Source organism: Arthrobacter sp. FW306-04-A (assembly GCF_044358315.1).
GTDB lineage: Bacteria > Actinomycetota > Actinomycetes > Actinomycetales > Micrococcaceae > Arthrobacter.
In genome coordinates, this window is record NZ_CP084559.1 from 3992001 (window position 1) to 4016718 (window position 24718).

Here is a 24718-nt window from a genome sequence, read left to right on the forward strand (position 1 = left end):
GCACGTTACGCCGTGGAGCCTCGCACCACCAGCGAGCTTTCCAGTGTCAACTGCGGCAGCTCCAGCACACGGCCTTCCATGAGCCCGCGGAGCTGTTCGCCGGCCTTGAGCCCAAGCGCCGTCGCCGGCAAATGCACGCTGGTCAGGCTCGGGTTGCTCGTGGCCGAATACGGCAGATCGTCGAAGCCGGCAACGGCCAGTTCCTCCGGGATCCGGACACCAGCCACACGGGCTTCCTGCAGCACACCATAGGCGTGCGTGTCCGTTCCGCAGACGACGGCGGTGACCCCGGCCTGCTGCCATTCCGGCCAGGCGCCTGCAAAAGCAGCGGCGGCAGCGCCGACGTCGATGGTTGTACTGGTGATATGCGCGTCCGCCACGGAAATACCGCGAGCGCTTGCCTCATCCAAAAACGCCGCCCGGCGCACCTCAAACGTTGCCGTTCCTGTCACGCTGTCCACGTAGGCCGCGCGCTGGTGCCCCGAGGCAGCAAGATGTGCGGCCAACTCACGGGCGCCATGGGCAACATCGAGGTTCACCGACGGGGCGTACGTTTCAAGGCCCGGGGCATCGAGAAGGACAAGCGGCCCCGCAACGGACAGCTCCTCCAGGAATGCCGCGTTGGGTGCATCTACCAGCAGGCCCGCAGGGCGAAGGGCAAGGAGCTTCCGGACGTCGTCAGCGCGCGGGAATTCACCGGCGTCGGTCACTGAGAGCAGCAGTTGGTAATCGGAACCAAGCGATTCCCGGACCCCGGCAATGACCTTCGCGAAAAAGGGGTTGGAAATGTCCGGCGCCACAAGGATCACAATCGAGCTCACGCCCTTGGCCAAGGAACTGCCGATGCCGTCCACCACGTAGCCAAGCTCGTCGATGGCCTGGCGGACGCGCGAAATGTTCTCTTCGGACACCCTGCCCTGGGTTTTCCCGTTGGCAACCAGGGACACCGTGGCCGTGGAAACCCCTGCCAGCGAGGCCACCATCGCCGCAGTCACGCGCTGCGTACGGACTAGGGCTCGTTGCACTCGTTCCGCCGATTCCATACATCGATCGTAGCCGGGAACCAGCCGTTCCCACCCCACAAGGCATCAAGCGCTTGACGCGATTTGCGTTAAGCGCTTGACGCGACACTGGAACAATGCCAGAATTCCCCTGAATGCTTTAGCGCCCTGCCTTATGCAGGCCCCAATGACGTGGAGATGAACATGGACCCCAACACCATGACCCATGAACGCAAAAAGATCATCCTGGACTGCGACCCCGGGCATGACGACGCCGTGGCCCTACTGCTGGCCCACGGCAACCCGGACATCGAACTGCTCGCCGTCACCACGGTGGTTGGCAACCAGACCCTCGAAAAGGTCACCCGCAACGCCCTTTCGGTAGGCACCATCGCCGGCATCACTGGTGTTCCCTTTGCCGCCGGCTGTGACCGCCCGCTGGTTCGCTCCATCGAAACCGCACCGGACATCCACGGCGAAACCGGCATGGACGGCCCAGAGCAGCCACAATCCACCATCGAACTGGACTCCCGCCACGCCGTCGACCTCATCATCGAGACGATCATGGCGCACGAGCCGGGCACCGTAACCCTGGTTCCCACCGCGGGACTCACCAACATCGCCATGGCCGCCCGCAAGGAGCCGCGCATCGTAGAACGCGTCAAGGAAGTTGTCCTCATGGGCGGCGGCTGCCACGTGGGCAACTGGAGCGCAGTGGCAGAATTCAACATCATCATCGACCCCGAGGCCGCACACATCGTGTTCAACGAAAAATGGCCCGTGGTCATGGTCGGCCTGGACCTCACACACCAGGCCCTGGCCACCCCGGAGGTTGTCGAGAAGATCGCCGCCGTGGGTACCAGGCCGGCCAAGTTCGTCATGGAACTGATGGAGTTCTTCACCAAGACCTACAAAGACGCCCAAGGTTTCGACTATCCACCGGTCCACGATCCGTGCGCGGTAGCCTACGTCATCGATCCCACCGTGATGACCACCCGCAAGGTCCCCGTGGACATCGAACTGCAGGGCAAGCTCACCCTTGGCATGACCGTGGCGGATTTCCGTGCCCCCGCACCGGCTGATTGCAATACCTCCGTTGCGGTCGACCTCGACCATGAGAAGTTCTGGAACCTCGTTACGGACGCGATCGTCCGGATCGGAGAGCCGAGCATCGGAGAGCCCCACGCCGGCGCTCCCGCCACCATCGGCGGCGCCACCACCGCCGTCGCCGTCGAAGTAGCCGCTGCAGCAAGCGGAGAGGCCAAGTAAATGACCACCCTGATCAACGAAACCAAGACCACCCGCGGTAACGTCACTGCCCTTGTGGTCGCCCTGCTGGCCGCGTGCGTAGCCTTCCAGCTCAACGCTTCCATGCTCAGCCCCGCCCTGGTAACCATGGGCAACGAGCTCCACACGGACCAGGCAGTCATCGGCCTCTCCCAGACCTGGTTCTTCACCGCCGCAGCCCTGTTCTCGCTCTTCCTGCCGCGCCTGAGCGACATTGTGGGGCGCAAGAAGATCCTCCTCGGCATGATGCTGATGATGGCCGTTGGCTCGGTCATCGCAGCCATGGCCCCCGACGTTACGTGGCTCTTCGTGGGCCGCATCATCCAGGGAGTCAGTGGCCCCACCGTGCCGCTGTGCCTCATCATGCTGCGCTCCGCGGTCAACAACCCGCGCAAGTATGGAGCCCTTATGGGCCTCATCACGGCAGTCAACGGCGGCGTTGCCGGCGTCGACTCCTTCGTGGGCGGCTACTTCGCCGAGCACTTCGGATTCCGCAGCATCTTCTGGCTCATGGTCGGCCTCGCAATCGTGGCCACGGCCTTGATCGCCATCCTTGCCGGCGAGAGCAAGCCTGCCGCTGGTACGGGCATGGACTGGCTCGGCGTGTTCTTCATTGTCATCGCGGTGGGCGCACTCCTGACGGCCCTCAATGAGGGCTCCAAGCTAGTCGGTACTTTCTCCTCCGGGACGCTAGTGATGGCCATCGGGCTGATCGTCGTTGCTGTTGGCGCGTTCGCCGCCTTCTGGACGGTGGAGAAGCGCTCCAAGGAGCCGATGGTGGAAACCGTCCACCTTCGCCAGCGTTCCACCTGGGCACCACTGCTCACCACCACCCTCGCCATGACCGGCATCTTCGCAGTCATCAACGGCATCGTCCCCGCTTATGTCCAGGCAGCTGCACCCGGCTTCGGCGTCGGCCCCACCGAGATGTCGCTCATGATCCTCACTCCGTACGCCCTCCTCGGCTGGGTATTCGGACCTATCAGTGGCCGACTCGCCCCAGTGCTCGGCTACACCAAAGTCCTGCGCATCGGCATGCTTGGCAGTATCGCTGCCCTGGCCATCATCGCGTTCTTTGGCCTCGGCAGCCTGCCCCTCATGATCGTGGGAACGGCCTTGCTCGGCATCATGTACGCCGGTACGGTCAACATCATGCTCAACGGACTCGGAGTTGTCCTCTCCCCGGCCGGTAACCCCGGCTTCCTGCCCGGCATGAACGCCGGCGCCTTCAACCTCGGCGCGGGCCTGAGCTTCCTGGTCCTGCCGGCCGTGCTGGTGGCAACGGCGGCCCTCGGCGATGCCAAGGCCTCTTACTTGACGGTCGTCGTCGTCGGCCTGGCCATCACGGTTGCCGCCTTCGCGGCATCGCTACTCATTCCCAAGCCCCTCGAAGCCGAGGTGGAAAAGTGACCCCGAGGATCGTCGTCGTCGGGTCCTTGAACGCTGACCTGACCATCTATTGCGAGCGGCTACCGCTCCCGGGTGAAACCGTCCATGGCAACGGTTTCGCGGTCAATCCCGGCGGCAAGAGCGCCAATCAGGCCGTCGCGGCGAGCAGGCTGGGCGGCACGGTGAGCCTGATCGGCGCCGTCGGCAATGACTCCAACGGCGCCATGCTCCTCGCCTCCACGGAAGGCGCAGGCGTGGACGTGTCGCGCGTCCGCCGTTCCGCGGATGTGGCCACTGGCGTCGCGGTGATCGCGGTGGACGCGAACGGCGAGAACAACATCATCATTTCGGCCGGCGCCAACGGAACGCTTGCCCCTGCGGATGTGTCCGCCGACGCCTTCGACGACGCCGCGGTGCTCTGCCTCTGCCTGGAGGTCAGCCTTGAGACTGTGGAGGCTGCCGCCAAAACAGCGCACGACGCCGGGGCAGCAGTTCTGTTGAATCTCTCGCCGTACGCCGAGATCCCGCAAAGCCTGGCCGCTTTGAGCGATGTGCTGCTGGTCAACGCCCATGAAGCCTCGATGTTCCTGGGCGACGCCGAGATGCCCCATCCAGGCGCGCACGCAAGCGCCTGGGAGTCGGTCCGAAGCCAATTCGCCGAGCGGGGATTGCAGCGGGTTCTGGTTACCCTCGGCTCCCACGGCTCGGTGGTCCTGGATTCAATCGCAGCGCCTGGAGAACAGATCTCCCGGATCGCGCCCACAAAGGTCAATGCGGTCGATACGACCGGCGCAGGGGACGCCTTCACCGGTGCCGTGGCTGCCCGCCTCGCCGCAGGTGAGACCCTGGCGGAAGCCGCAGCGTTCGCATCGGTTGCCGCGGCGCTTGCCACCACCAAGAAGGGCACCCAGGCCGCCTACCCCGGGGCCGAGGAAGTCCTGGGGCACTTGCGGATTTCCTGACTCAGCCCACCTCAACTTCCTACCAGTTTTCCGGTTCCGAACCCCCGGAAAATCCCATCGGTGGCGTCAACGGCGGTCAAAATCGGTAGGAAGTTGAGGCGTCGGCGGGCCGTCCGAAGGAATGCGCGGACAGATGCAGCTGACGACCTCCGCTGCACCTGTCCGCGCTCTCAACGCAGGAGTAAGCTCACTCCATGACTGCCGCGGTCAGCATTTCGGGGCTCGTGAAATCGTTCGGGCGGTTCAGGGCCCTGGACGGACTGGATCTCGGGGTCCGCGAAGGCGAAGTCCACGGCTTTCTGGGGCCGAACGGCGCAGGCAAATCGACAACGCTCCGTATTCTCCTTGGACTCCTCAGGTCCGACTCAGGCACTGTCAAGGTTCTTGGCGCTGACCCGTGGCGAGACGTGGTCCCATTGCACAAGCGCATTGCCTATGTCCCCGGGGATGTCAGCATCTGGCCGAGCCTGACCGGAGGCGAGGCCATCGATCTTCTCGGCAGACTGCGGGGCGGTTTGGACGAAAAGCGCCGCGAGGATCTCCTGGAAGCCCTTGAGTTGGATCCTTCCAAGCGCGGGCACACGTATTCGAAAGGCAACCGGCAAAAAGTGGCCATCGTGGCTGCTTTGTCTTCCAACGCCGAGCTGTTGATCCTGGACGAGCCGACTGCCGGCTTGGATCCACTCATGGAAGCTACCTTCCGGGAGGAAATCCTCCGGGAACGGACCTTGGGGCGCACCGTGCTGCTCTCCAGCCATATCCTCGCCGAGGTGGAAGCCCTGGCCGACCGCATCAGTATCATCCGCAAAGGCAAGGTCGTGGAGACGAACAGCCTTGAAGAGATGCGCAGCCGGACCCGCACCAACGTCTCGGCGACGCTCGATGATGGCCCCGGGGCGTTGACCGCGTTGCCTGGAATCGCGGATATGCGGATCGAGGGGAACCGCGTGCATTTCAGCGTGGACGCACAAACCCTTGGTGACGCGATGAGCGTGCTTGCCCGCCACGGGATGTCCGCGCTGACTGTCACACCGCCGAGCCTTGAGGACCTGTTCCTCCAGCACTACGGCGAGCAACATGAACCTTCCCGGAACGAGGACGACCGACGGCTGAACCCTTCGTTCTTCGCCAGGCGCGGCCGCAGGCAGGCCCCATGAACCACGCGTTCACGGGGACCCTGCCCCTGCTGCGCCACGCGATCCGCTTGGACCGTTGGAAGTTGCTGCCTTGGTTGCTGGCCTTCGGGATCATTCCGGTAGTTGTCTACGCGGTGTACGGATCTCTCTTCCCCACGCCGTTGGACGCCTTGGTCCTCCAATCGAGCCTTTCCACCAACCCGGCCTTCTCTTTGCTCCTGGGCCCCGCAACGGATCTCAGCAACGCAATCGGCTTCACGACGTGGCGGATCCAGATGTTCGGCATGTTCTTCGCCGCGCTCATGGCGATTCTCGCAGTAACCCGGCATACCCGGGCAAGCGAAGACTCAGGACAAGCCGAGCTTTTGGACTCGGGAGTCGTGGGCAGGCTCGCGAGGCTGATGTCCGCCGTCCTGTTCGCGTGGTTGGCCTCTGCCGCGCTGGCCTTGTTGGTGGGGGCAGTGTTGACGATGGCTGGCGCGCCGGCCATGTCGGCCTATGCGCTGGGGGGCGTCATGGGGGGCACCGGAGTGGCCTTCACTGGCGTCGGAGCCGTGACCGCGCAATTAGGCTCTGTAGCGCGGACAGCCAACACCCTTGCGGGTACGGTGCTCGGCATCAGCTACCTTGTGCGGGGACTAGGTGACACCCTCCAAGACTCCAACTGGATGCTCTGGGCCAGTCCGCTGGGCTGGGCAGAGCACATCCGTCCGGCGTCGGAAAACAACGCCGGGCCGTTGTTGCTCTTGGTAGGCGCCGGCGGAATGCTGGTGATGCTTGCCGCTTGGTTGTCTTCGCGGCGGGATTTTGGTCTCGGACTGATCCCCACCACGCCCGGTCCGGCTCGGGGACGGGCGGGAATCTGGGGCCTGACCTCGCGGCTGAACCGCCTGCCGCTGTGGACGTGGGGGGTGAACCTGCTGATTCTGGGCACGGTGTTCGGCCTGGTGACGGGGACCCTGAGCAGCGCCTTTGCCGGCAACCCCTTCGTCAGGCAATTGATCGCCTTCCGGGTCGCCACGGAAGAACAACTGACGTACGCGTTCGTTGAGGTCCTGGTGCTCATCCTGGGGATCATCGGCGCGGTGATGGGCATCCAGCTCGCCCTGCGTTTCTACGCGGAAGAAGAGGAGCGCAGGGCGGAGTGGATATTGTCCGCACCGCTGTCACGGTTGCGCCACGTCATACCTACGGCGGCGCTTTCCACTCTTGCTCCGGCGGTGGGGATGGGCATTTGCTCCCTTGCTTTGGCCACCGCGTCCAACGTCTCCGGTTCTCCACTCGACGTAGGCAAGGTGGTCCTGCAGGGCGCTGCCGAGCTTCCCGCGATATGGCTCGCGGTGGGGGTGGCCCTTGCCCTCATCGGGCTTGCCCCGCAACTGCGCTCGCTGGCCTGGCTGCTCCTGGTTTACTGGCTGCTGCTCACGTTCTTGGGGCCGATATTGAAGGCCCCGGAGTGGCTGCTGGATACGAGTCCTTTCCATGTGGTTCCCGACGTTTTCTCGGCCGGAACGGACTGGACTTCAGCCTGGTGGACCCTGGCGATCGCCGCCATCCTTGTCGTCGCCGGGCTGGCGGGCTACCGTCGTCGGGATCTGGTGTGCACTTAGGGGCCGGCCGCCTCAACTTCTTACCGGTTTTCGGGTTCCAAACCCGCCTGAAACCGCCATCAGCGGCGTCGATGACAGTCAAAAGAGGTAAGAAATTGAGGCCACTGAGCACCCGCTTTTACGCCCCAACCAGCGACTTTACAAATTCTGTAATCTCCCCACTTTTTGACTAGCCAAGACGGGGTGGCATCCCCCATGCTTGCTGCATGTACTCAGCGTCGAGCCCATACCGCATCATCACCGTCTGCACGGGAAACATCTGCCGCTCGCCCATGGCCGAGCTGATGTTGACCGAAGCGTTCGACGCCGGAGGGCTGGGTGGGGCGGTTGTCGTGGACTCCGCGGGGACCACGTCATACGAGGCCGGGCACCCCATCGATCCGCGCGCCGCCCGTGTCCTTTCGGCGCACCGCATCCGCTCTGAGAAGCACGTGGCCAGGAGTTGGCGGCAGGAATGGTTCCGGGAACGCGACTTGATCCTGGCTCTCGATGTGGACCACTACGGCTGGCTGCACGAGGCCGCCCCGGACTCACAAACCCTCGCCAAAATCCGGATGCTGCGCAGCTTCGACCCCGCGGTTGCTGGCCGGAGCACCCTGGATCTGGGCATCGAGGATCCTTGGTATGGCGGCCACCACGATTTTGACGTCACGTGGAACCTCATCCGCGCGGCCGTCCCCGGGATCGTCGCCCACACGCGGGCCGCCCTCGCCGCTGGGCATCAGGGCGCAGGGCATCAGGGCGCAGGGCATCCGGCACAGCACCTCGACCCACAGCAGGTACGCTCTATTTCATGACCCCAGCACCCGTGATCATCGCCGTCGATGGCCGCTCCGGCGCCGGAAAGACCATCCTCGCCGTCGAACTGGCCGCCCGTCTCCGCATGCATCACAAGGTGTCGCTGTTCCATCTTGAGGACATTTATCCGGGCTGGAACGGCCTCGCCGCGGGCATCGAGCGGTACGTCACCACCGTCCTGGCACCACTGCACAACGGCGATGCGGCCGAATGGGTCAGCTGGGACTGGGAGAAACACTACGACGGCCGCAGCCACGTGACCCTGCCTGCCGAGATCGTCATTGTCGAGGGCGTCGGGGCGGCCGCCAGCGCCGCCCGGCCCATGCTGGACGCCGTGGTTTGGGTAGACGCTCCCGACGACGAACGCAAACACCGTGCATTGGCCCGGGACGGCAGCAGCTACGAACAGTTCTGGGACAGCTGGGCATCCCAGGAAGACGAGTGGCTGGAGACCGACGACGTCCTCGAACACCTTGACGTCAGGGTCCGGAACCGGGCGGACGGCAATGCCCCGGAGGACGTGCTGCAAGCGCTGAACTACCTCCCCTCGCTCTCCCCCGTGCTGGCTCCCGAGCTCTCGGCGCGCCGCGGTTTGAGTTTGAACTATGAGCGCCATGAGGGTGTGCTCCCGGATCCGGCGGCCTTGTTTTCCGGGCTCTATGGCGATTCGCCACGGGCAGTTTGGCTGGATTCCTCCAATGCTTCCGGCAACAGCACCGCTCCGGGCGCGGATCGCCGCCGCTTCAGCATCATGGCCGACGATTCGGGAACCTACGGACAATGGGCTAGGCACGCCGGTGGAGTCACCACGATTACGGCCGGCCAGGCGTCCGTGGCCGCCGAGGGGCTGTTCTTCCGTTGGCTCGACTCGGTATGGGGTCGCCGAACGCTCAAGGGCCCCGATGGCTACGAATGCGGCTTCACCCTCGGCTGGCTCGGCTACCTGGGGTACGAGCTGAAGCGCGAGACCGGCGGGTCGAACGTGCGCTCGCACACCCCGGACGCCCAACTGATCTTCGCCGGCCGCGCGGTGGTCCTCGACCACCAGAGCGGCCACGTCTGGGCCCTCACCCTTGACCCCGACGACGGCGAGTGGCTCGCCCGGGTGCGTCACGCCGTCGGGCGCTCCTCGGGGAAGCCGCTGCCCGCGCCGGGAACACCGCCGGTTCCGAGCTTTTCCAGCCGCGATACCGAGGACGACTACAAAGGCAAAATCACCGACGCCCAGCACCAGATCGCCGAGGGCAACACGTACGAGGTCTGCCTGACCACCACCGTGAGCGCCAAGGATCCGGGACTGGACCCGTGGGAGACTTACCTAGCGCTGCGTAACCGCAACCCCGCGCCTTTCGCGAGCTACTTGCGGTTCGGCGAGCTGACGGTAGCCAGCACGTCGCCGGAGCGCTTCCTGCGGATAACCTCCGACGGCGGCATGCGGGCCGAGCCGATCAAGGGCACCAGGGCCCGGGCGAACGATCCCGTCATCGACGACGCGCTCCGGCGTGGCCTCGAATCTTCCCTCAAGGACCGTGCCGAGAACATCATGATCGTGGACCTGCTCCGCAACGATTTGAGTCATTTTGCCGTACCCGGATCGGTGACTGTCAGCCGGCTGTGCGCGGTGGAAAGCTACGCCACGGTGCACCAGATGGTGAGCACCATCGACGCTCAGTTGCGGCCGGGAGCCCCCCGCGCCGAGGCCGTGGCCGCCGCATTCCCCGCTGGGTCCATGACGGGCGCCCCGAAGGTCAGCACCATGGACATCCTGGACCAGCTGGAGTCCGGCCCTCGCGGGATCTACTCCGGCGCCATCGGCTACTTCTCGCTCAACGCGGCGACGGACCTCGCCGTCGTGATCCGGACTTTGGTGATGGGTCCGGACGGCGACGCCGGACGCATGCTCAGTCTCGGCGTCGGTGGAGCCATCACGGCGGACTCCACGCCCCTGGACGAATACGAAGAAATCCGGACCAAGGCATTCGGCGTGCTCTCGGCGCTGGGCGCGGAGTTCCCCGAGGGCTGAGTCAGTCGTGCTCTTCCGTGCGGGCGCGGACCGTTCTGGGGTCGTTGCGGGTAATCGTGTAGTAGATGAGGCTGGCGAGGATGGCCCCCACGAACCATGAATACGGCCCCAGGCCCGAGCCTCCCGGGAGGAAGGTCTGCAGTGCCGGGACCAGCGCCATGACGCCGGCGACGACGGCGGCCGGAACCAGCGCGGCAATGGCCTTGAGGTTCCAGCCCTTGGTGTAGAAGTAAAGGCCTTTCTCGTCCTCGTGGTACAGGTCCGACACCTTGCAGCGCTGGTGCCGGATACGGAAGAAGTCCGTGAAGATGACCCCGAACAGCGGGCCAAGCAACGCGCCCAGCCCGCCCAGGAAGTACACGATCACCACCGGGCTGCTGAAGAGGTTCCACGGCAGGATCACGATTGCCAGGACCGCACTGATGAGGCCGCCGCGGCGGAAGTCGATCCGGTGCGGGGCCACGTTGGCGAGGTCGTAGGAGGCAGAGACGAAGTTTGCCACTACGTTGATGCCGATTGTAGCCACCACAAATGTGACGGCGGCGATGATGGTGATCCACGGATTCTTGATGGCCTGAACGATCGCGACGGGATCGGTGATGACCTTGAACATGTCCTGGCCGCGGTACTGGTCTGCGGTGAAGTAGGACGCCGCCCCGGCGGTGACCACAACCGTGACCAGGGCGAAGGCGATGAAGTTCACGGGCAGGCCCCAGAAGTTTCCGCGCAGGATGGTCCTGCGATCCGGGGAGAACCGGGAGAAATCGCAGAAGTTCAGGAGCAGTGCCGAGAAGTAGGTGACCGTCAGGGCGATGGCAGAGAAGAACTGTGACAACGCCGCGGGGCCGTCCAGGGGCGCGACGCCTGGAATCGACAGGCTGAACTTGTCGCCCGCTTGCGTCAGGATGTAGACGGCGAGCGCGAACATGGCCACCCAAATGGCTGGACCGGCCCAATCCTGGAATTTCCGGACCGTCTCCATGCCCCGGCGGATGACAAGCAGCTGGACCGCCCAGAGGACCAGGAAAGCAGCCCATCCGAGCGGCGTCAGGCCAAGGATGCGCGGCACGTCGGGGCCGTCGAGCGAGGTCAGTTGGGGCCACACCGAGAACAACAGCACCAGCACTGCTTCCGAGGCGAGCCACGTCTGGATGCCATACCAGGCAATGGCAATGAGCGCCCGGATCAGGGCCGCCAGGTTGGCGCCAAACAGGCCGAAGGACATCCGTGCCAGGACCGGATACGGGACGCCGGTCTTCTGCCCCGCGGTCCCCGCGAAGTTCATGAGGAAGTAGACCAGCGTGATGCCAAGGACGAGTGCCAGGAAGACTTGCCAGCCTACCAATCCGGTGATGAAGAGGCCGGCGGCGAAGGTGTAACCGGCGATACTGTGGACGTCGCACATCCACAGGGCGAAGAGGCTGCGGACCCTCCAGTTGCGTTGCCGGGCCGGCGCGAGGTCCGCGTTCCACAGCCGGTCGCTGACCAATCGGCCCTCGGCCAGGATTCGAACTTTCTCTGGGTATTCGTCGCCGGGCTCGGGCGGTGCCTGCACAGCCGGGGTCTCGTTTTTCCGCGCCATGGTGCCTCCGAAGAACGCTTCTAAAACATGCTTGGAATTACAGAATCGCCCCAACGCGGCTGGAAGGAAAGCCCCCGGCGGTGGCCGCGCGAAGCCATGCCAGGGCAACTTGTTCGTCGGAGAAGTACTGGGTCGGGCATTGCGGTGTAGGCAGCCCGCGCCGGCCGTGGGCTACGACGCGGTCCACGGGGGTGCTGCCCAGGATCGCGAAGGCCGTGATGGTGACGGCTTCGCTGAAGAACCGGACGGCGTCGCGGCTGACGGACTCAACTCCTGTAATCTGGAGCGACACCGCACCGCCCGTGCCGCCTGTCAGGGCGATATACCGCTCCCGGACCAGGGTTCCATCCTCTGCCGTGATCCGGCTTTCCGGGCGCAATGTGATCCGGAGGATACCGTCACCGGCGTCTTCCATCGTGACGTTCGCACTATCCGCACCTGACGGCGCCGGGCCATCAGTACCGACAGCCACGGTAACGGCGTCCACGTCTGTCTGAAGGTGCGATTCGTCCTCGGTTTGGACCAGTGTTGTCATCAAATCCCCCCAGGAAGTGATTGAACTGACATCCCCATCGACGCAGTTACAAACCCGGATCACCCAGAGCCGGGTACTGGCCAGCGTACTCCTGAGCATGCCCGACGTCCATGAACTTGCTTGTGGACTCAGGTCCTGACTGGTCAAACTCGCTAACGCCGTCCTCGGCTAACTCCCGACGGCGGCGGTCAGCTCAGGCGGTCAGGTTCAGCATCTCCGCATAACGGTCAATCATCATGTGTTGGCCTTTGATCTTGGAGATCAGCTCCGGGCTTGCGATCTCGCCGTCGGGAAGTTGTCCCGAACCGCCCGCGGGCCCCAACGGGAGGATGATGACAGGCCGCGACGGCGGATAAGCGGCCAGCTCGGCTGAGCCGTCAATCTGGGCCTGGATGTTTTTGGCAACCACCGCGGCCTCGCGTCCGGCGACGCCGGCTTTGTTCACGTCGATCGCCGAGATATCGCCTAACGCATAGACGTTCTCGAAGCCCACCACGCGCAGTTCTGGGGTGACTTCGAGGTAGCCCTCCGCTGTCCGTGCGGCAAGAATGTCTCCCGCAGCATAGTCCGTTTGTGGGGCGATCCCGTAGCAGCGGAACCAGATGTCCGCCTCGATGTCCGTGCCGTCCGTGGTGTTGACCGTGAAAGTGCCGAACTCCCCGGCGGGAACCGGGGGCAGCTGCACCAACGCGCTGCCCATGATTCGCCGCACGCCGAGATCATCCAGCTGCCGGTTGACCTCCACCCGCAGCCGCGGATCGTACGGTCCGGGAAGGATGTCCGGCGCTAGATCCACCAGCATAATGTCTTTGTCCGGCCACGCCGCGGCGATCTCGCCAGCAAATTCAAGGCCCACTGCGCCGGCACCGAGGAGCATCACCCTACTGGCCCGTTTGAGGTCATTATGTGCGGCTTGATAGCGGGCGATGGCATCGGTGGTGACCGCCCGATCACTTTTGGCCGGGAAGGGGTAGCTGGAACCGCTGGCGAGAACAATGTAGTCCGGCATCAAGCTGGCTCCCGAAGCCAACTCGACCGTGCGGCCGTCCACCCTGACCGCCCGATCGCGCAACACCTCGCCGTGCACCAGCAGCCGGTCATACGGCAGGAACATGCGCGGCAGGAAGTCGGGCTGGACCACGGAACGTAACGCCGCGATGTTGTGGACGAAGGCGTCCTTGGGCTCCACCAAGGTAACCGTCGCATGTTCATCGAGCGCCTTGGCTACGGCGATGCCACCGTAGCCTCCGCCGATAACCACCACAGTGGGGTGCTGGGCCTGGTCATTCATGGCAACTCCTTAGCTAAGAAGCTCACGCTGCTCGGCTGGTGCCGCTCAGATCGTTCATGAATGACAACGATTTCAAATGATCAATAATTTCCTAAGTGATAAGATTTTCCCGATGAGTCCTTCAGCAGCAGGCAAACAACTGGGGTTTCTCTTGGCGCGCCACGGGCGCATCATGAACACTCGTCTTCGCCAAGCGCTGGACTTCTCCGGGCTTGGCCCGCGGCATGCGGTCCTCCTGTGCCGGCTTGCCGAGTCCGGGCCCATGAGCCAGCAAGGCCTCATCGATGTCCTCTCGATCGACGCCAGCGCGCTCGTGGCCGTGTTGAACGATCTTGAACGCGAAGGGCTGGTGGAACGCCGCCGCGATCCGGCGGACCGCCGTCGCCATATCGTGGACATCACCGCGGAAGGCAAACGCGCGGTGGGTTCGATCGAAGTTGCCGTGGCCGACGTCGAACGCGAGGCTTTTGCCGGGTTCTCCGCGAATGAACTCTTCCAACTCCATGGGCTGCTGTCGCGGATCCATGCCGAACCCGCAGACGAAGCCTGCGCCGAGGACTGACCCTTACTGCAGCGTCGCCGTCAATCGCGCCACGTTGTCCACGTACTTGGCGAGCATCGGCCGGTCCAGCCAATCGTCCAAGGTCAGTTCGCGGCACATTTCCCGGTACGAAGACTCCACCGAGCGCATACTGTCCACGGCCTCGGCACCCAGGAGCATCACGGAGACCTCCATATTGAGGGAGAAGGAGCGCATGTCCATGTTGCTTGAACCGAGGACGGCAACTTCGTCGTCGATCGTGAAGTGCTTGGCGTGCAGCACGTACGGTGCCCGGTACAGGTAGATCCGCACTCCGGCTTCCAAGAGCGCTTCGTAGTAGGACCGCTGCGCATGATGCACCAGGAACTGGTCGCCCTTCTCGGAGACAAAAAGTTCCACATCCACGCCACGCTGGGCCGCCGTCGTGATGGCATACAGCAGCGAATCGTCAGGCACGAAGTAAGGGCTGCAAATCGAGACGCGGTGCTGGGCCGAGTAGATCAGCGTGTTGAAGAGGCGCAGGTTGTTTTCGGTGACAAATCCCGGGCCGCTAGGGACCACCTGGGCGGTCATCCTGCCGGGTGTCGCCCGGACCGAGACCTGCAATTGGTTTTCGAGGGATTCATCCGTTTCGCTGAGCCAGTCGGTGGCGAAGACGACGTTGAGGGTGGCAACGATCGGCCCCTCCATGCGGGCCATGAGCTCCACCCATTTTCGGCCGGCGCGTCGGTGCTTGGGATTGTTATAGGAGGGCTCGATCAGATTCTGGGAGCCGGTGAAGGCAATTTCGCCGTCGATGACCAGGATTTTCCGGTGGTTCCGCAAATCGGGACGGCGCCACTGACCGAGGACCGGCAACAACGGCAGCATGCGGCGCCACTGGATCTGGCCACCCCTGAGCCTGCGGACCAGACGTCGGTACCCCGGTATCCGCAGCGTTCCGATGTGGTCGAACAGGAGCCGCACGTTGACGCCGCGCGCGGCCGCGTTTTCCAACTCGGTAAGGAGTTCGTCCGTGACGGAGTCGCTGCTCATGATGTAGAACTCCGCATTGACGAACTTTTTGGCCCCCCGCACGGCTTCAGCCATGGCCTTGAGCGATTCCTCGTAGCCGGGGATCAGCTCCACGGAGTTGCCGTCCACCATCGGCAGCGAGCCGAGGCGCCGGTTCAGTTCACCCGCCGACGTCACCCATTCGGGTCCGGAGTATGTGCTGACGACGGCGGCGATCGCCGAGGTGCCGGCACGCACCCTTTCGTTGACCTCCTCTTGCTGCTCACGACGACGGCGGGACAGCCGGAAATTGCCGAACAACAGGAAGAGGACGAAACCGACGGAAGGGACGAGGAAGACGGCCAGGAGCCAGGCCATGGCCGTGGTGGGACGGCGGTTTCCCGGAATGACGCCAAGCAGCACGATGCGCAGGATGATTTCAGCGATCACCCATGCGCCAAGGAGCCAAGTCCACTCCATCCCGAACTGAAAAGGAAACAGCACTCGACAACTCCCGCGGTCAAAAGAACTAGCAGTCAGCACAGCCTATCTGGCGCACCGCCGCTGACCTCACGTCCTGCGGGCCAGCACTAAGCTGGAAGCATGACTTTTCCTGCCTCGACGGTCCTCGTTTTCCTGGATCCCGCGTTCGAAAACGGCCGCATCGCCGATTCCAGCCAGCCGCAGCTCATGGCCACGGACCTGGGCGCCACCCGAGGTGACGGCGTCTTCGAATCGCTGCTCGCCCTCGAGGGCCGGGCACGGAAGGTGCAGGCCCACTTGAACAGGCTTGAGAGCTCAGCCCGCGCGCTGGACTTGAACATTCCCGATCAGGAGGTGTGGCGCAAGGCGATCAACACTGCGATCACCGAATTCCGCGACGCGTTCCCCGCGCCGAGCCCGGCCGAGGACGAAGTCGTCGTCAAGCTTCTGGTGACACGCGGCGTCGAAGGCGCTTCGACTCCCACATGCTGGATCCAGGCTTCGCCGTCCCCCGCGGGCAGTCGCCGGCAGCGCGAGACGGGCATCGACGTCGTACTTCTTGACCGCGGCTTCGACACAGAGGCGGGTGAGCGTGCCCCCTGGCTGCTGCTCGGTGCCAAGACTTTGTCCTATGCCGTGAACATGGCCGCGCTGCGCTACGCGCACAAGCAAGGCGCGGACGACGCCATCTTCACCTCAACAGACGGCCGTGTCCTGGAGGGTCCGACCTCCACGGTATTGCTGGCTCACGTCGAAACAGTCGACGACGGCGCTGGCTCGGTGCGCACGGTCAAGCGCCTCATCACTCCGCAACTGGACAGCGGGATCCTCCCGGGCACGTCCCAGGACGCGCTTTTCACCAAGGCGAAAGCCGCGGGCTGGGAGCTTGGCTACGGCCCGCTGGTCCCGGAGGACCTGTTCGATGCCGACGCGGTGTGGCTGATCTCGAGCATCCGGCTCATCGCGCCCGTCAATCATGTGGACGGCAGGGAGATCGGCACCCCGGCAATGCGCAAACAGCTGACGGCCGAGCTCAATGAGCTGTTCGCGGGAATCGAGTAGGGTTTTCGCTGCTGCTACTGGCTGAGGATCTGCTCCCGGAGGATGTCTGCGTGCCCGCAATGTTGAGCGAGCTCGCGCAGCAGGTGAAGGTACACCCAGCGCAACGGCAGCGGGCCGCGGCGGTTGCCGTTCAGCACGCTGTCGAGTTCCAAGGACGAGGTCGCAAGACGCGACGCCTCGCATGCCTTGAGGTGTGCTTGCTGGACCCTGGCGATCGTGTCGTCGTCGTCGAGGATAAACGACTCGTCCGGCGTCGCGGGGATACCGATCTCGGCGCGTGGACGGCAGGTGATGGCCTCGTCGAACCAGACCTTCTCGACGAAGGTCGCGTGCTTCACGAGACCCAGCAGCGTGGTCCGGGACGGCACCAATGACCGGCGGGCCTGTTCCTCGGTCAACCCGTTCAAGCACGCATTGAGCGCACGGCGGTGCTCGTCAATGAATGCCTCGAACTGGGTCCTGATTGGCCGGTTGATGACGTCCTCGGCAAACGTCAGGGGAAGAGAAGACATGCGTGGAGTATCCCAAGTCCGGCGCCCCGGGGCAATCGAAGGCAGCCTCGGGACAACCCAGTGATCAGCCTCGCCGCTCAGCCGTTGGCCGTTATCCTCACCGCGGCGACTTCTCCAGCTCCGGCAGAGGCGGAGGCGCCCGAATTGGCCCGCGCCACGTGAACCTGGACGTTGACCGGCCCCGGCTGCAGCTGAATAACACCCGTGTAAGGGGCGGAGCAATCGAACGTCTGGTCCTGCGGGGCGAGACCGGTCCGCGGATCCTGGCCGATAACCATCTGGGCCTCCGGAGCACCAACGCAGGCCGCCATCACGGTGTACGAGCCGGCGGTCTCCACCCTGGCGCTCTTGTTGACGCCGCTGACCGCGCCACCCACTGTGCCGGAGTCCTCCAGGATCACTGCCCCGGATGCTTGCCCGAGCAGGTGTTTAGCCGTAACCAGGTTGTTGGCTTCGAGGGCGGCCGTGGCCTGATCCTTGGTGGGCACCACGAGCCGCGGAGGGGAAGTTCGCGTGGGCGGGGCAACAGGCCGCGGATCATCGGCGTCGGTATATTCACAGCCGGACATCCCGGCGGCGAGCAGCAGCCCCGTCAGTAGTACCGCCACAGTTCTGGTTCCCCCATGACCCGACATGAATCCGAGTGTAGCGGGCCGAGTGATTTAGCTTGCCTAAGTCTATTGTGCCGCAATTGCCGCGGTAGTTAACTAGTTTCGTGAACCCGGCTGGGGAAGGGCGATCTAACTCTAGGGCCAGCGGCACCCAGCCGGATAAGAACGTCTGATGCGCCGGTTCTGGGGCCGGCGCATCAGGCTTCGTGCCCAAGTGACTCGCAGTTGGGTTGGTGATGAAAACGTTTCCGCCCATTCCAGAAGTGGGCTTGAGTCCGTAGGGTATCGACATGAGCATTTACATCAGCCCCGACTCCGCAGCATGGTCGCTGACCGCCATGGCGACTGCCGCGTCAGCGGGATCAATCGACGATGCGAATGGCATGTCCAACTTGATACAGGAAATCTACGAGACAGAAGGTTTCGAGGCCTTGTCAGGGGTGGTCTTTGCCTTGGCTCATCACAACAGCCTCTCGCTGCATGCCTTGGCCACGGCCACCGGGATATCCGTCCACGAGTTGCTCGAAATCCGGAAGCATCAAGGCTCCACGTTCCATCATTCACCGTCGTTTTTGGTGCAAGAATCCAAACAATTGCCACGCCGGATCCAAGCAAGCCTGGAGCCGCTCCCGAGGGAAACCGAGGCCTAGCCCAGCCAGTTGGTTCCGGCGTCGGAGACCATCGCCACCACCACGGAACCCTGCGGGCCCGGATCCGCTGGGCCACCGCCCCGGTTACGGAACATGACGACGGCCGGTGGTGCAGGCCGCCGTCGTGGATGTTATTTTTCTTCTTGAGTAATGAGCACCAGCGCGAAGCCCTGACTTGCTGGTCGGCAACCCTCTCTCCGGCGGGGTGCCTCAGGTGACTACTCGGCGTATCGACACTTTCGAACTGCAAGCGTGACTGAGGAGCACCAATGCCTGAACCCACCGAAGAAAAACTCTCCTACCGTCTCATCACGGGTCCCGACACCAAGGAATTCTGCGAGCGGATCTCCACCGCCCTCTCGGAAGGCTACGTACTCCACGGTAGCCCGGCTGCCACCTTCAACGGCACGGACGTGATCGTGGCGCAGGCCATCATCCTGCCCGCGGCGATCGCCAGCGCTGACGCGGCAGTCGCATCTGCAGTGGATGCGCTCGATGAAGAGTTCGACGGCGAGGGCCACGCATGAGCTACGCAGGCGACCTGAGCCCGCACGACGCCTGGGCCAAACTGGAGCAGGGCGCCATCTTGGTGGACGTCCGCACCGAAGGCGAGTGGGCACACATCGGCATTCCGGACACCAAGGCCACCGAAAACGATCCCCTGTTCATCCAGTGGAACCTTGCCGGCGGGATCCCCAATACCCGCTTCATCGAAGAGCTGACGCAGCAGGCCCCGGAGGCTGATGGCACCGAACTGATCTTCCTCTGCCGCTCCGGCCAGCGTTCCATCGCCGCCGCTATCGCCGCAACCCAAGCCGGCTACACCGCCTTCAACGTCCTGGAAGGCTTTGAAGGCGAGCCTGACCGCTACGGCGAGCGAACCGTGAATGGCTGGAAAAACCGTGGACTTCCGACGAACCTGGGGAAAATCTAAGTGACTTTCAATCCTGACGCCGCCGGCTGGAGCCCCGACACCCAGGCAGTCCGCGGCGGCCTTGACCGCACCAATTTCCAAGAAACCTCCGAGGCTGTCTTCCTCAATTCCGGCTTCGTCTACGAATCCGCGGCAGCCGCCGAGCGCGCGTTCACCGGAGAGGACGAACGCTTCGTCTACTCCCGTTACGGCAACCCGTCCGTGGCCACCTTCCAGGAGCGCCTCCGGCTGCTCGAAGGCACAGAGGCGTGCTTCGCGACGGCGTCGGGCATGTCCGCTGTCTTCACCGCCCTGGGTGCGTTGCTGGCGGCCGGTGACCGGGTGGTTGCCGCGCGCTCACTGTTCGGTTCCTGCTTCGTCATCCTCAACGAAATCCTGCCGCGCTGGGGAGTCGAGACCGTCTTCGTCGATGGCCCGGACCTGGACCAGTGGCGCACAGCGTTGTCCGAGCCGACAACGGCGGTGTTCTTCGAGTCGCCGTCGAACCCGATGCAGGAAATCGTGGACATCGCGGCGGTGAGCGAGCTCGCCCACGCGGCGGGCGCCACCGTCGTCGTCGACAACGTCTTTGCCACTCCCCTGCTCCAGCGCTGCGGCGATCTGGGCGCAGACGTGATTGTCTACTCGGGTACAAAGCACATCGACGGCCAAGGCCGGGTCCTGGGCGGTGCCATCCTGGGCACCAAGGAGTTCATCGACGGTCCCGTCAAGCAGCTGATGCGGCACACCGGGCCATCCCTCTCCGCGTTCAACGCCTGGGTCCTGACCAAGGGCCTCGAAACGATGGGGCTGCGCGTGAACCACTCCTCGGCGTCGGCGCTGCGGATCGCGGAATGGCTTGAGCAACAGCCGGCCATAAGCTGGGTCAAGTACCCGCTCTTGAAGTCGCACCCCCAGTACGAGCTCGCCGCGAAGCAAATGAAAGCCGGCGGCACCGTGCTGACATTCGAATTGCTCCCCTCCGCGGGGCGCTCGGCGAAAGAGTCCGCCTTCGCGCTGCTGGACGGGCTCTCCGTCATCGACATCTCGAACAACCTGGGCGACTCCAAGTCCCTCATCACCCACCCCGCCACCACCACGCACCGCGCCATGGGTCCGGAAGGCCGCGCGGCCATTGGCCTGGCTGACGGCGTCGTACGGCTTTCAGTGGGACTTGAGGATGTGGACGACCTCATCCGGGACCTGGAACAGGCACTCAAGCAGGTCTAGCCGGGTGCGGGTTGCCCGGCGTGGTTAGCCGGGCGCCTCGCGCCAGTCCTGGCGCACCCAGGTGAGGACGGGCTGCGGCTTGGTGTCGCTCTCGTCCCTCTCTGAGCGCATCGTGATGTGAACGGCGTGCTCGACGACGGCGGCCAGCCCCGCGGCGTCGGGCGCCCCGCCGTTGTTCTCGCTCCAGCGCTCAGCAACACCACGCTGTTCGATGGCGCCGTTGCCACGGCTCAGGATGGCTGCCACGCCGGCCTTCGCCAAGTCGAATTCACCCTGCTCGGCAAGCACCGGTTCCAGATATTCCACCAGCGACCAAACCACGTCGGCGGCAGGCTCGGGCCGAAGGGTTCCAAAGTCCAGGAGTTCGCCGCGGAGTCCAAAGTTGCTTGCCTGCCACGACGCCATCCGCAAAAGCACCGTGGGCACGGCCGCAGCCTCTATGCCGGCATGGTACTCACGCACAGAGGTCTCCACCAAGGCCCTGACGAGCACTGCGATCAACGCGGCGTCCTCGGCCCGGAGGCAGACGTCGGCGACCCGAACCTCCACTGTGGGAACGTGCCGGGATAGCCGGGCATCGAAGTAGACCATGCCTTCGTCCAGCAGGACACCCGTTTCGATGAGCCTTTGGACCACCCGCCGGTAGGAGGCCAAGGAACCGAAGACGGCCGACGGACCCGAGGACGGCCAACGGTTCCATGCCTGCGTCCGGTAGCTCTCAAAGCCCGTCGCCAGCCCCCGCCAAAAGGGCGAATTGGCGCTGATCGCGGTGAGGACTGCGAGCTTGTCCCGGATGTGGTCCAGGACCACCACGCCTTCCTCCGGGGACTCGATCGACGTGTGTACGTGGAATCCGCAGGTGAGCTGTTCGTGTGCCGTGATGCCGAAGCGTTCGAGCATGACGGCATACCGGGGATCCGGAGTGGTGTGCAAAGCGGCGTCCAGAGGTGACGTGGCCAACGCGGCGATCCTTGCACCGTGGCGCCGTGCCGCGTGGCTCGCGAGGCCCCGCCCCTTGCGGATCTGGTGCAACAGCTCAGCGTAGCTACGGCATGGCCGGGTCTGCGTCTCGATCTGCTCAAGCTTGAGCTCATGGCTGAGGGCGGTGTCGGGGTCGTCCATGTCCTCAGGGTTGAAGCTGGCTTCGGGGGCGTCCAGGGTGGGGTCGTCTTGAGTGACGCCGTCCTGGGCGGGGCCGCGCTGGTGTGCGCCATCCTGGTGTGCGCCGTTCTGGGGTGCGCCGTTCTGGGCCATGCCCGAAAGGAGCGCGTCGGCAAGGGCAAGCGGCTCGCCGGTCACGGGATCGACGATCAGCAACTCCTCTTCCACACCAAAAGTGCGCACGGATCAATTGTGCGCCATGGCAGCCTTTTGGAAACAGGGGCAGGGCTGGGGCGGGCTGGCTGGCTGGGGCGGGCTGGCTGGCTGGCTGGCTCCCGACGGATTCTGCTGGATCGCTCCAGTCGTGCGGAACGAGTGTCCCCATATTCCGGGCATTAGCGGAAGCCACCCCCGGGATGATCCAGCAGAATGTCGGCCAACTCATCCACATACGCCACATTCCTTGGGGCGTCAGCTGCAATTCCATGGCTAGCTGGATCCATGGATGCCCTGGAGTACCTTTCCTCAGTGGGGGGCGTCGCCCGGGTAGGTCTGCTTCGCGCCAACGGCTATACGCCCTCAGGGATCCACAAGCTGGCTTCCGCTGGGGCGCACCAACCACGTAAGGGCGTGTGGGCCCTCCCGTCGGCGGATCCGGAATACCTCACGGCGATCCTCAACAACGGGCAGCTCACTTGTGCAAGTGCTGCCTTACGCTACGGCCTGTGGATCAAGGACAAACCGAGGCATGTGCACCTGGCCACGCGCCACTGCCGGGGCAAGGGCTTCGTCCGGCATGGCGGGCTTCGCCTCTCTCCGGAGAATGCCGTCCCCGTGGCATCCGTAGAAGACACCGTCATTCATGCTCTGACCTGCTTGCCGGACGTGGATGCTATTTCCATTGCGCAGTCGGCCATGCAGCAGTTCGGCATCCCGAAGGCCATGATCGAAAGTGAGATCTCCGCCGACTACTACGGAAACGCCAGAAGGCTACTGGCAAAGGCAGACGGACTGTCCGAATCCGTACCCGAGATCAGCGCTCGTCTGCTGTTCGAATCGGAAGGCCTGCCATTCCGCCGTCAAGTCCACATCCGCGGTGTCGGACGAGTCGACTTTTTGATTGGCAGGCGCTTGATTGTTGAGATTAATGGCTATGCCTTCCACAGTTCCCGGGAGGCGTGGAGGAAAGACATGGCACGCCTGAACGCCGCGCAGGTACGTGGCTTTGACGTCCTGAGCTTCGCTCCCGAGCGGATCTGGAACAACCCGGAGCAGGTGATGAAGGAAATCCGCGCCGTACTGGCCCTGGACAACGAACAGAAATGATCGCAACGATCGATTCTGCTGGATCACCGCCTCTGGTAGAAGGCACACCCCGCGGGTCTCCGGGCCTGGGCGAAAGCACGCTCTGAGTGATCCAGCAGAACGCTCCGCCCAAGTACGGGCCGAGCTCAGCACGGCAATCCGACGCCGTCAGTCCTGGAAGTACTCGATCTTCGCGCCGATGGTGTTGAGCCGCTCGGCCAGGTCCTCGTATCCGCGTTCAATCACGTAGATATTGCGCAACTCGGACGTGCCACGGGCCGCCAGCATGGCCAACAGCAGGCAAGCGGCAGGACGGAGGGCCGGCGGGCATCCCACTTCCGCCCCACGCCACTTGGTGGGGCCATTGACGTAGATGCGGTGCGGATCGAGGAGCTGTACCTGGGCTCCTAGCTTGTTGAGCTCGGTCAGGTAGATGGCCCGGTTTTCGTAGACCCAGTCGTGGATCATGGTCTGGCCCTCAGCATTGCCAGCGATGACCGCGAAAAAAGGCAGGTTGTCGATGTTCAGCCCGGGGAACGGCATCGGGTGGATCTTGTCCTCGGGCGCGCGCAGCCGGGATGGCTTGGTGGTGACATCCACCAGACGTGTCCGTCCGTTGCGCGCAAAGTACTCGCCGGAGATGTCCAATTGCTGGCCCATCTGCTCAAGCGTGGCCAGTTCGATCTCCATGAACTCGATCGGAACCCGGCAGATGGTGACTTCAGAGTTGGTCACGATGCCTGCCGTGATGAGGCTCATGGCTTCGATCGGGTCTTCAGACGGGAAGTACTCAATATCGACGTCGATCGCCGGGCGGCCCGTGATCTTCAGGGTGGTGGTCCCGATACCGTCAATCACCACGCCCAGCCCCTGCAGGTAGAAACACAGATCCTGCACCATGTAGTTGGGACTGGCGTTGCGGATCACCGTGGTTCCACTGCGGTGTGAAGCGGCCATGATGGCATTCTCCGTTACCGTGTCACCACGCTCCGTGAGGACGAAGGTGCGGTGATCGCCGTCGGCCGGTGGGGCCTGCACTGAATAGAAGCCGGACTTGGCCTCCACAGTGAGCCCGAACTGCCGAAGCGCCTGCATGTGCGGTTCCACAGTTCGAGTCCCGAGGTCGCAACCGCCAGCGTAAGGCAACTGGTAGGAGGCCGCCTCATCGAGGAGGGGGCCAAGCAGCATGATGACGCTGCGGGTGCGGCGTGCGGCCTCCACGTCCATGGAGGCGAGGTCCAGGGTCTCCGGGCGGCGGATGCGCAGATCGTTGCCGTTGAGCCAAGTGCACTCGACACCGATGGAGGTCAGAACCTCGACGATCCGGTTGACTTCTTCGATCCGGGCAAGCCTGCGCAAGGTGGTGGTGCCGCGGTTGATGAGGCTCGCGCAGAGCAGTGCGACGCCGGCATTCTTGCTACTGTTGACGTCCACCGAGCCGGAGAGCGTGCGTCCGCCCTCAACGCGCAGGTGGGTCATCTGTCGCTTGCCGACTTTGACGATGGTGCGACCGAAGATGGATTCAAGGCGTTCGATCATCCGCAGGCTGAGGTTCTGCTTGCCCTGTTCCATACGGGCAATGGCGCTTTGGCTGGTGCCCAGTTCCGAAGCGAGCTGCCCCTGTGTCCAGCCCTTTTCGCCGCGGGCGTCGCGAAGGAGGAGACCTACATGTTCGGCAGTCGGTTGCGTCATACCAAATAAAT

The 24718-nt window shown here is 64.1% G+C and carries 23 protein-coding genes and 1 riboswitch; of the genes, 14 read left to right on the plus strand and 9 right to left on the minus strand.

The genetic code is table 11. The annotated features are described in order from the left end of the window. Positions 1 to 5: 5 nt before the first annotated feature. On the minus strand, positions 6 to 1043 hold the full coding sequence (locus tag LFT43_RS18625; RefSeq protein ID WP_395799369.1) for a LacI family DNA-binding transcriptional regulator: 1038 nt from the start codon (positions 1041 to 1043) through the stop codon (positions 6 to 8). A 162-nt stretch (positions 1044 to 1205) separates the two neighbouring features. Here LFT43_RS18625 and LFT43_RS18630 point away from each other — a divergent pair, with 162 nt between their 5' ends. The 7 genes from LFT43_RS18630 to pabB all read left to right on the plus strand — a co-directional run bounded on the left by LFT43_RS18630 (position 1206) and on the right by pabB (position 10206). Further along, positions 1206 to 2270 carry a nucleoside hydrolase gene (locus tag LFT43_RS18630; RefSeq protein WP_395799371.1) on the plus strand — a complete coding sequence of 355 codons (1065 nt, stop codon included), beginning with the start codon at positions 1206 to 1208 and terminating at the stop codon, positions 2268 to 2270. Next, the gene (locus LFT43_RS18635) at positions 2271 to 3698 is read left to right on the plus strand and encodes an MFS transporter (protein ID WP_395799373.1); all 1428 of its coding nucleotides are present in this window, start codon (positions 2271 to 2273) and stop codon (positions 3696 to 3698) included. It begins immediately after the preceding gene. After that, on the plus strand, positions 3695 to 4639 hold the full coding sequence (locus LFT43_RS18640; protein ID WP_395799375.1) for a ribokinase: 945 nt from the start codon (positions 3695 to 3697) through the stop codon (positions 4637 to 4639). Before LFT43_RS18635 ends, LFT43_RS18640 begins: the two co-directional genes overlap by 4 nt. 194 nt (positions 4640 to 4833) lie before the next feature. Then, positions 4834 to 5796 carry an ATP-binding cassette domain-containing protein gene (locus LFT43_RS18645; RefSeq protein ID WP_395799377.1) on the plus strand — a complete coding sequence of 321 codons (963 nt, stop codon included), beginning with the start codon at positions 4834 to 4836 and terminating at the stop codon, positions 5794 to 5796. Further along, entirely contained in the window at positions 5793 to 7385 is a 1593-nt protein-coding gene (locus tag LFT43_RS18650; protein ID WP_395799379.1) for an ABC transporter permease, read from the plus strand. Before LFT43_RS18645 ends, LFT43_RS18650 begins: the two co-directional genes overlap by 4 nt. 206 nt (positions 7386 to 7591) lie before the next feature. Further along, positions 7592 to 8182: a low molecular weight protein-tyrosine-phosphatase gene (locus LFT43_RS18655; protein WP_395799381.1), complete on the plus strand. Its 591-nt coding sequence runs from the start codon at positions 7592 to 7594 to the stop codon at positions 8180 to 8182. Further along, a complete protein-coding gene (gene pabB / locus LFT43_RS18660) occupies positions 8179 to 10206 on the plus strand; it encodes an aminodeoxychorismate synthase component I (protein ID WP_395799383.1) in 2028 nt (675 codons plus the stop codon). The genes LFT43_RS18655 and pabB overlap by 4 nt, the downstream gene beginning before the upstream one ends. A 1-nt stretch (position 10207) precedes the next feature. Here pabB and LFT43_RS18665 read toward each other — a convergent pair whose 3' ends face one another. The 3 genes from LFT43_RS18665 to LFT43_RS18675 all read right to left on the minus strand — a co-directional run bounded on the left by LFT43_RS18665 (position 10208) and on the right by LFT43_RS18675 (position 13614). Beyond that, entirely contained in the window at positions 10208 to 11788 is a 1581-nt protein-coding gene (locus LFT43_RS18665) for an NCS1 family nucleobase:cation symporter-1 (protein WP_395799385.1), read from the minus strand. Positions 11789 to 11825: 37 nt separating this feature from the next. Continuing rightward, positions 11826 to 12323 carry a hypothetical protein gene (locus LFT43_RS18670; RefSeq protein ID WP_395799387.1) on the minus strand — a complete coding sequence of 166 codons (498 nt, stop codon included), beginning with the start codon at positions 12321 to 12323 and terminating at the stop codon, positions 11826 to 11828. Between the two features lie 193 nt (positions 12324 to 12516). Further along, positions 12517 to 13614, minus strand: a complete 1098-nt coding sequence (locus LFT43_RS18675) for an FAD-dependent oxidoreductase (RefSeq protein WP_395799389.1) — start codon at positions 13612 to 13614, stop codon at positions 12517 to 12519. A 112-nt stretch (positions 13615 to 13726) separates the two neighbouring features. On the opposite strand from LFT43_RS18675, the gene LFT43_RS18680 reads away from it, so the two are divergent. Next, positions 13727 to 14176, plus strand: a complete 450-nt coding sequence (locus LFT43_RS18680; protein WP_395799391.1) for a MarR family winged helix-turn-helix transcriptional regulator — start codon at positions 13727 to 13729, stop codon at positions 14174 to 14176. A gap of 3 nt (positions 14177 to 14179) precedes the next feature. On the opposite strand, the gene cls is transcribed toward LFT43_RS18680, so the two are convergent. Continuing rightward, entirely contained in the window at positions 14180 to 15628 is a 1449-nt protein-coding gene (gene cls, locus LFT43_RS18685) for a cardiolipin synthase (RefSeq protein WP_395799393.1), read from the minus strand. Between the two features lie 123 nt (positions 15629 to 15751). Between cls and LFT43_RS18690 the strand changes: the two genes are divergently transcribed. After that, a complete protein-coding gene (locus LFT43_RS18690; protein ID WP_395799395.1) occupies positions 15752 to 16693 on the plus strand; it encodes an aminodeoxychorismate lyase in 942 nt (313 codons plus the stop codon). A gap of 14 nt (positions 16694 to 16707) precedes the next feature. Here LFT43_RS18690 and LFT43_RS18695 read toward each other — a convergent pair whose 3' ends face one another. After that, positions 16708 to 17205, minus strand: a complete 498-nt coding sequence (locus LFT43_RS18695) for a DinB family protein (RefSeq protein ID WP_395799396.1) — start codon at positions 17203 to 17205, stop codon at positions 16708 to 16710. Between the two features lie 77 nt (positions 17206 to 17282). Then, entirely contained in the window at positions 17283 to 17840 is a 558-nt protein-coding gene (locus tag LFT43_RS18700) for a hypothetical protein (protein WP_395799398.1), read from the minus strand. A 266-nt stretch (positions 17841 to 18106) separates the two neighbouring features. Between LFT43_RS18700 and LFT43_RS18705 the strand changes: the two genes are divergently transcribed. The 4 genes from LFT43_RS18705 to LFT43_RS18720 all read left to right on the plus strand — a co-directional run bounded on the left by LFT43_RS18705 (position 18107) and on the right by LFT43_RS18720 (position 20609). After that, the gene (locus LFT43_RS18705; protein WP_395799400.1) at positions 18107 to 18466 is read left to right on the plus strand and encodes a hypothetical protein; all 360 of its coding nucleotides are present in this window, start codon (positions 18107 to 18109) and stop codon (positions 18464 to 18466) included. A gap of 146 nt (positions 18467 to 18612) precedes the next feature. Beyond that, positions 18613 to 18725, plus strand: a riboswitch (SAM riboswitch). Positions 18726 to 18735: 10 nt separating this feature from the next. Beyond that, the gene (locus tag LFT43_RS18710) at positions 18736 to 18993 is read left to right on the plus strand and encodes a DUF1737 domain-containing protein (RefSeq protein ID WP_395799402.1); all 258 of its coding nucleotides are present in this window, start codon (positions 18736 to 18738) and stop codon (positions 18991 to 18993) included. Next, complete coding sequence (locus LFT43_RS18715; RefSeq protein ID WP_395799404.1) at positions 18990 to 19400, plus strand: rhodanese-like domain-containing protein; 411 nt, start codon at positions 18990 to 18992, stop codon at positions 19398 to 19400. The genes LFT43_RS18710 and LFT43_RS18715 overlap by 4 nt, the downstream gene beginning before the upstream one ends. Next, positions 19401 to 20609 (plus strand): O-succinylhomoserine sulfhydrylase, encoded by a 1209-nt coding sequence (locus LFT43_RS18720; RefSeq protein WP_395799406.1) that lies wholly within the window; start codon positions 19401 to 19403, stop codon positions 20607 to 20609. It abuts the gene before it with no gap. Positions 20610 to 20633: 24 nt separating this feature from the next. On the opposite strand, the gene LFT43_RS18725 is transcribed toward LFT43_RS18720, so the two are convergent. Continuing rightward, entirely contained in the window at positions 20634 to 21953 is a 1320-nt protein-coding gene (locus LFT43_RS18725; RefSeq protein ID WP_395799408.1) for a glutamate--cysteine ligase, read from the minus strand. A gap of 258 nt (positions 21954 to 22211) precedes the next feature. Here LFT43_RS18725 and LFT43_RS18730 point away from each other — a divergent pair, with 258 nt between their 5' ends. Beyond that, entirely contained in the window at positions 22212 to 23036 is an 825-nt protein-coding gene (locus LFT43_RS18730) for an endonuclease domain-containing protein (RefSeq protein ID WP_395799410.1), read from the plus strand. A gap of 147 nt (positions 23037 to 23183) precedes the next feature. Here the strand turns inward: LFT43_RS18730 and LFT43_RS18735 are convergent, their stop codons facing one another. Next, positions 23184 to 24707, minus strand: coding sequence for a UDP-N-acetylglucosamine 1-carboxyvinyltransferase (locus tag LFT43_RS18735; protein WP_395799412.1), 1524 nt, complete (start codon positions 24705 to 24707; stop codon positions 23184 to 23186). Positions 24708 to 24718: the final 11 nt, after the last annotated feature.

Excerpts from the sequence above, each read along its gene's own strand:
- LFT43_RS18625 (WP_395799369.1), bottom strand. The coding sequence starts at position 1,043 with ATGGAATCGGCGGAACGAGTGCAACGAGCCCTAGTCCGTACGCAGCGC.
- LFT43_RS18630 (WP_395799371.1), top strand. The coding sequence starts at position 1,206 with ATGGACCCCAACACCATGACCCATGAACGCAAAAAGATCATCCTGGAC.
- LFT43_RS18635 (WP_395799373.1), top strand. The coding sequence starts at position 2,271 with ATGACCACCCTGATCAACGAAACCAAGACCACCCGCGGTAACGTCACT.
- LFT43_RS18645 (WP_395799377.1), top strand. The coding sequence starts at position 4,834 with ATGACTGCCGCGGTCAGCATTTCGGGGCTCGTGAAATCGTTCGGGCGG.
- LFT43_RS18650 (WP_395799379.1), top strand. The coding sequence starts at position 5,793 with ATGAACCACGCGTTCACGGGGACCCTGCCCCTGCTGCGCCACGCGATC.
- LFT43_RS18655 (WP_395799381.1), top strand. The coding sequence starts at position 7,592 with ATGTACTCAGCGTCGAGCCCATACCGCATCATCACCGTCTGCACGGGA.
- pabB (WP_395799383.1), top strand. The coding sequence starts at position 8,179 with ATGACCCCAGCACCCGTGATCATCGCCGTCGATGGCCGCTCCGGCGCC.
- LFT43_RS18665 (WP_395799385.1), bottom strand. The coding sequence starts at position 11,788 with ATGGCGCGGAAAAACGAGACCCCGGCTGTGCAGGCACCGCCCGAGCCC.
- LFT43_RS18670 (WP_395799387.1), bottom strand. The coding sequence starts at position 12,323 with ATGACAACACTGGTCCAAACCGAGGACGAATCGCACCTTCAGACAGAC.
- LFT43_RS18675 (WP_395799389.1), bottom strand. The coding sequence starts at position 13,614 with ATGAATGACCAGGCCCAGCACCCCACTGTGGTGGTTATCGGCGGAGGC.
- LFT43_RS18680 (WP_395799391.1), top strand. The coding sequence starts at position 13,727 with ATGAGTCCTTCAGCAGCAGGCAAACAACTGGGGTTTCTCTTGGCGCGC.
- cls (WP_395799393.1), bottom strand. The coding sequence starts at position 15,628 with ATGGAGTGGACTTGGCTCCTTGGCGCATGGGTGATCGCTGAAATCATC.
- LFT43_RS18690 (WP_395799395.1), top strand. The coding sequence starts at position 15,752 with ATGACTTTTCCTGCCTCGACGGTCCTCGTTTTCCTGGATCCCGCGTTC.
- LFT43_RS18695 (WP_395799396.1), bottom strand. The coding sequence starts at position 17,205 with ATGTCTTCTCTTCCCCTGACGTTTGCCGAGGACGTCATCAACCGGCCA.
- LFT43_RS18700 (WP_395799398.1), bottom strand. The coding sequence starts at position 17,840 with ATGTCGGGTCATGGGGGAACCAGAACTGTGGCGGTACTACTGACGGGG.
- LFT43_RS18705 (WP_395799400.1), top strand. The coding sequence starts at position 18,107 with ATGAGCATTTACATCAGCCCCGACTCCGCAGCATGGTCGCTGACCGCC.
- LFT43_RS18710 (WP_395799402.1), top strand. The coding sequence starts at position 18,736 with ATGCCTGAACCCACCGAAGAAAAACTCTCCTACCGTCTCATCACGGGT.
- LFT43_RS18715 (WP_395799404.1), top strand. The coding sequence starts at position 18,990 with ATGAGCTACGCAGGCGACCTGAGCCCGCACGACGCCTGGGCCAAACTG.
- LFT43_RS18730 (WP_395799410.1), top strand. The coding sequence starts at position 22,212 with ATGGATGCCCTGGAGTACCTTTCCTCAGTGGGGGGCGTCGCCCGGGTA.
- LFT43_RS18735 (WP_395799412.1), bottom strand. The coding sequence starts at position 24,707 with ATGACGCAACCGACTGCCGAACATGTAGGTCTCCTCCTTCGCGACGCC.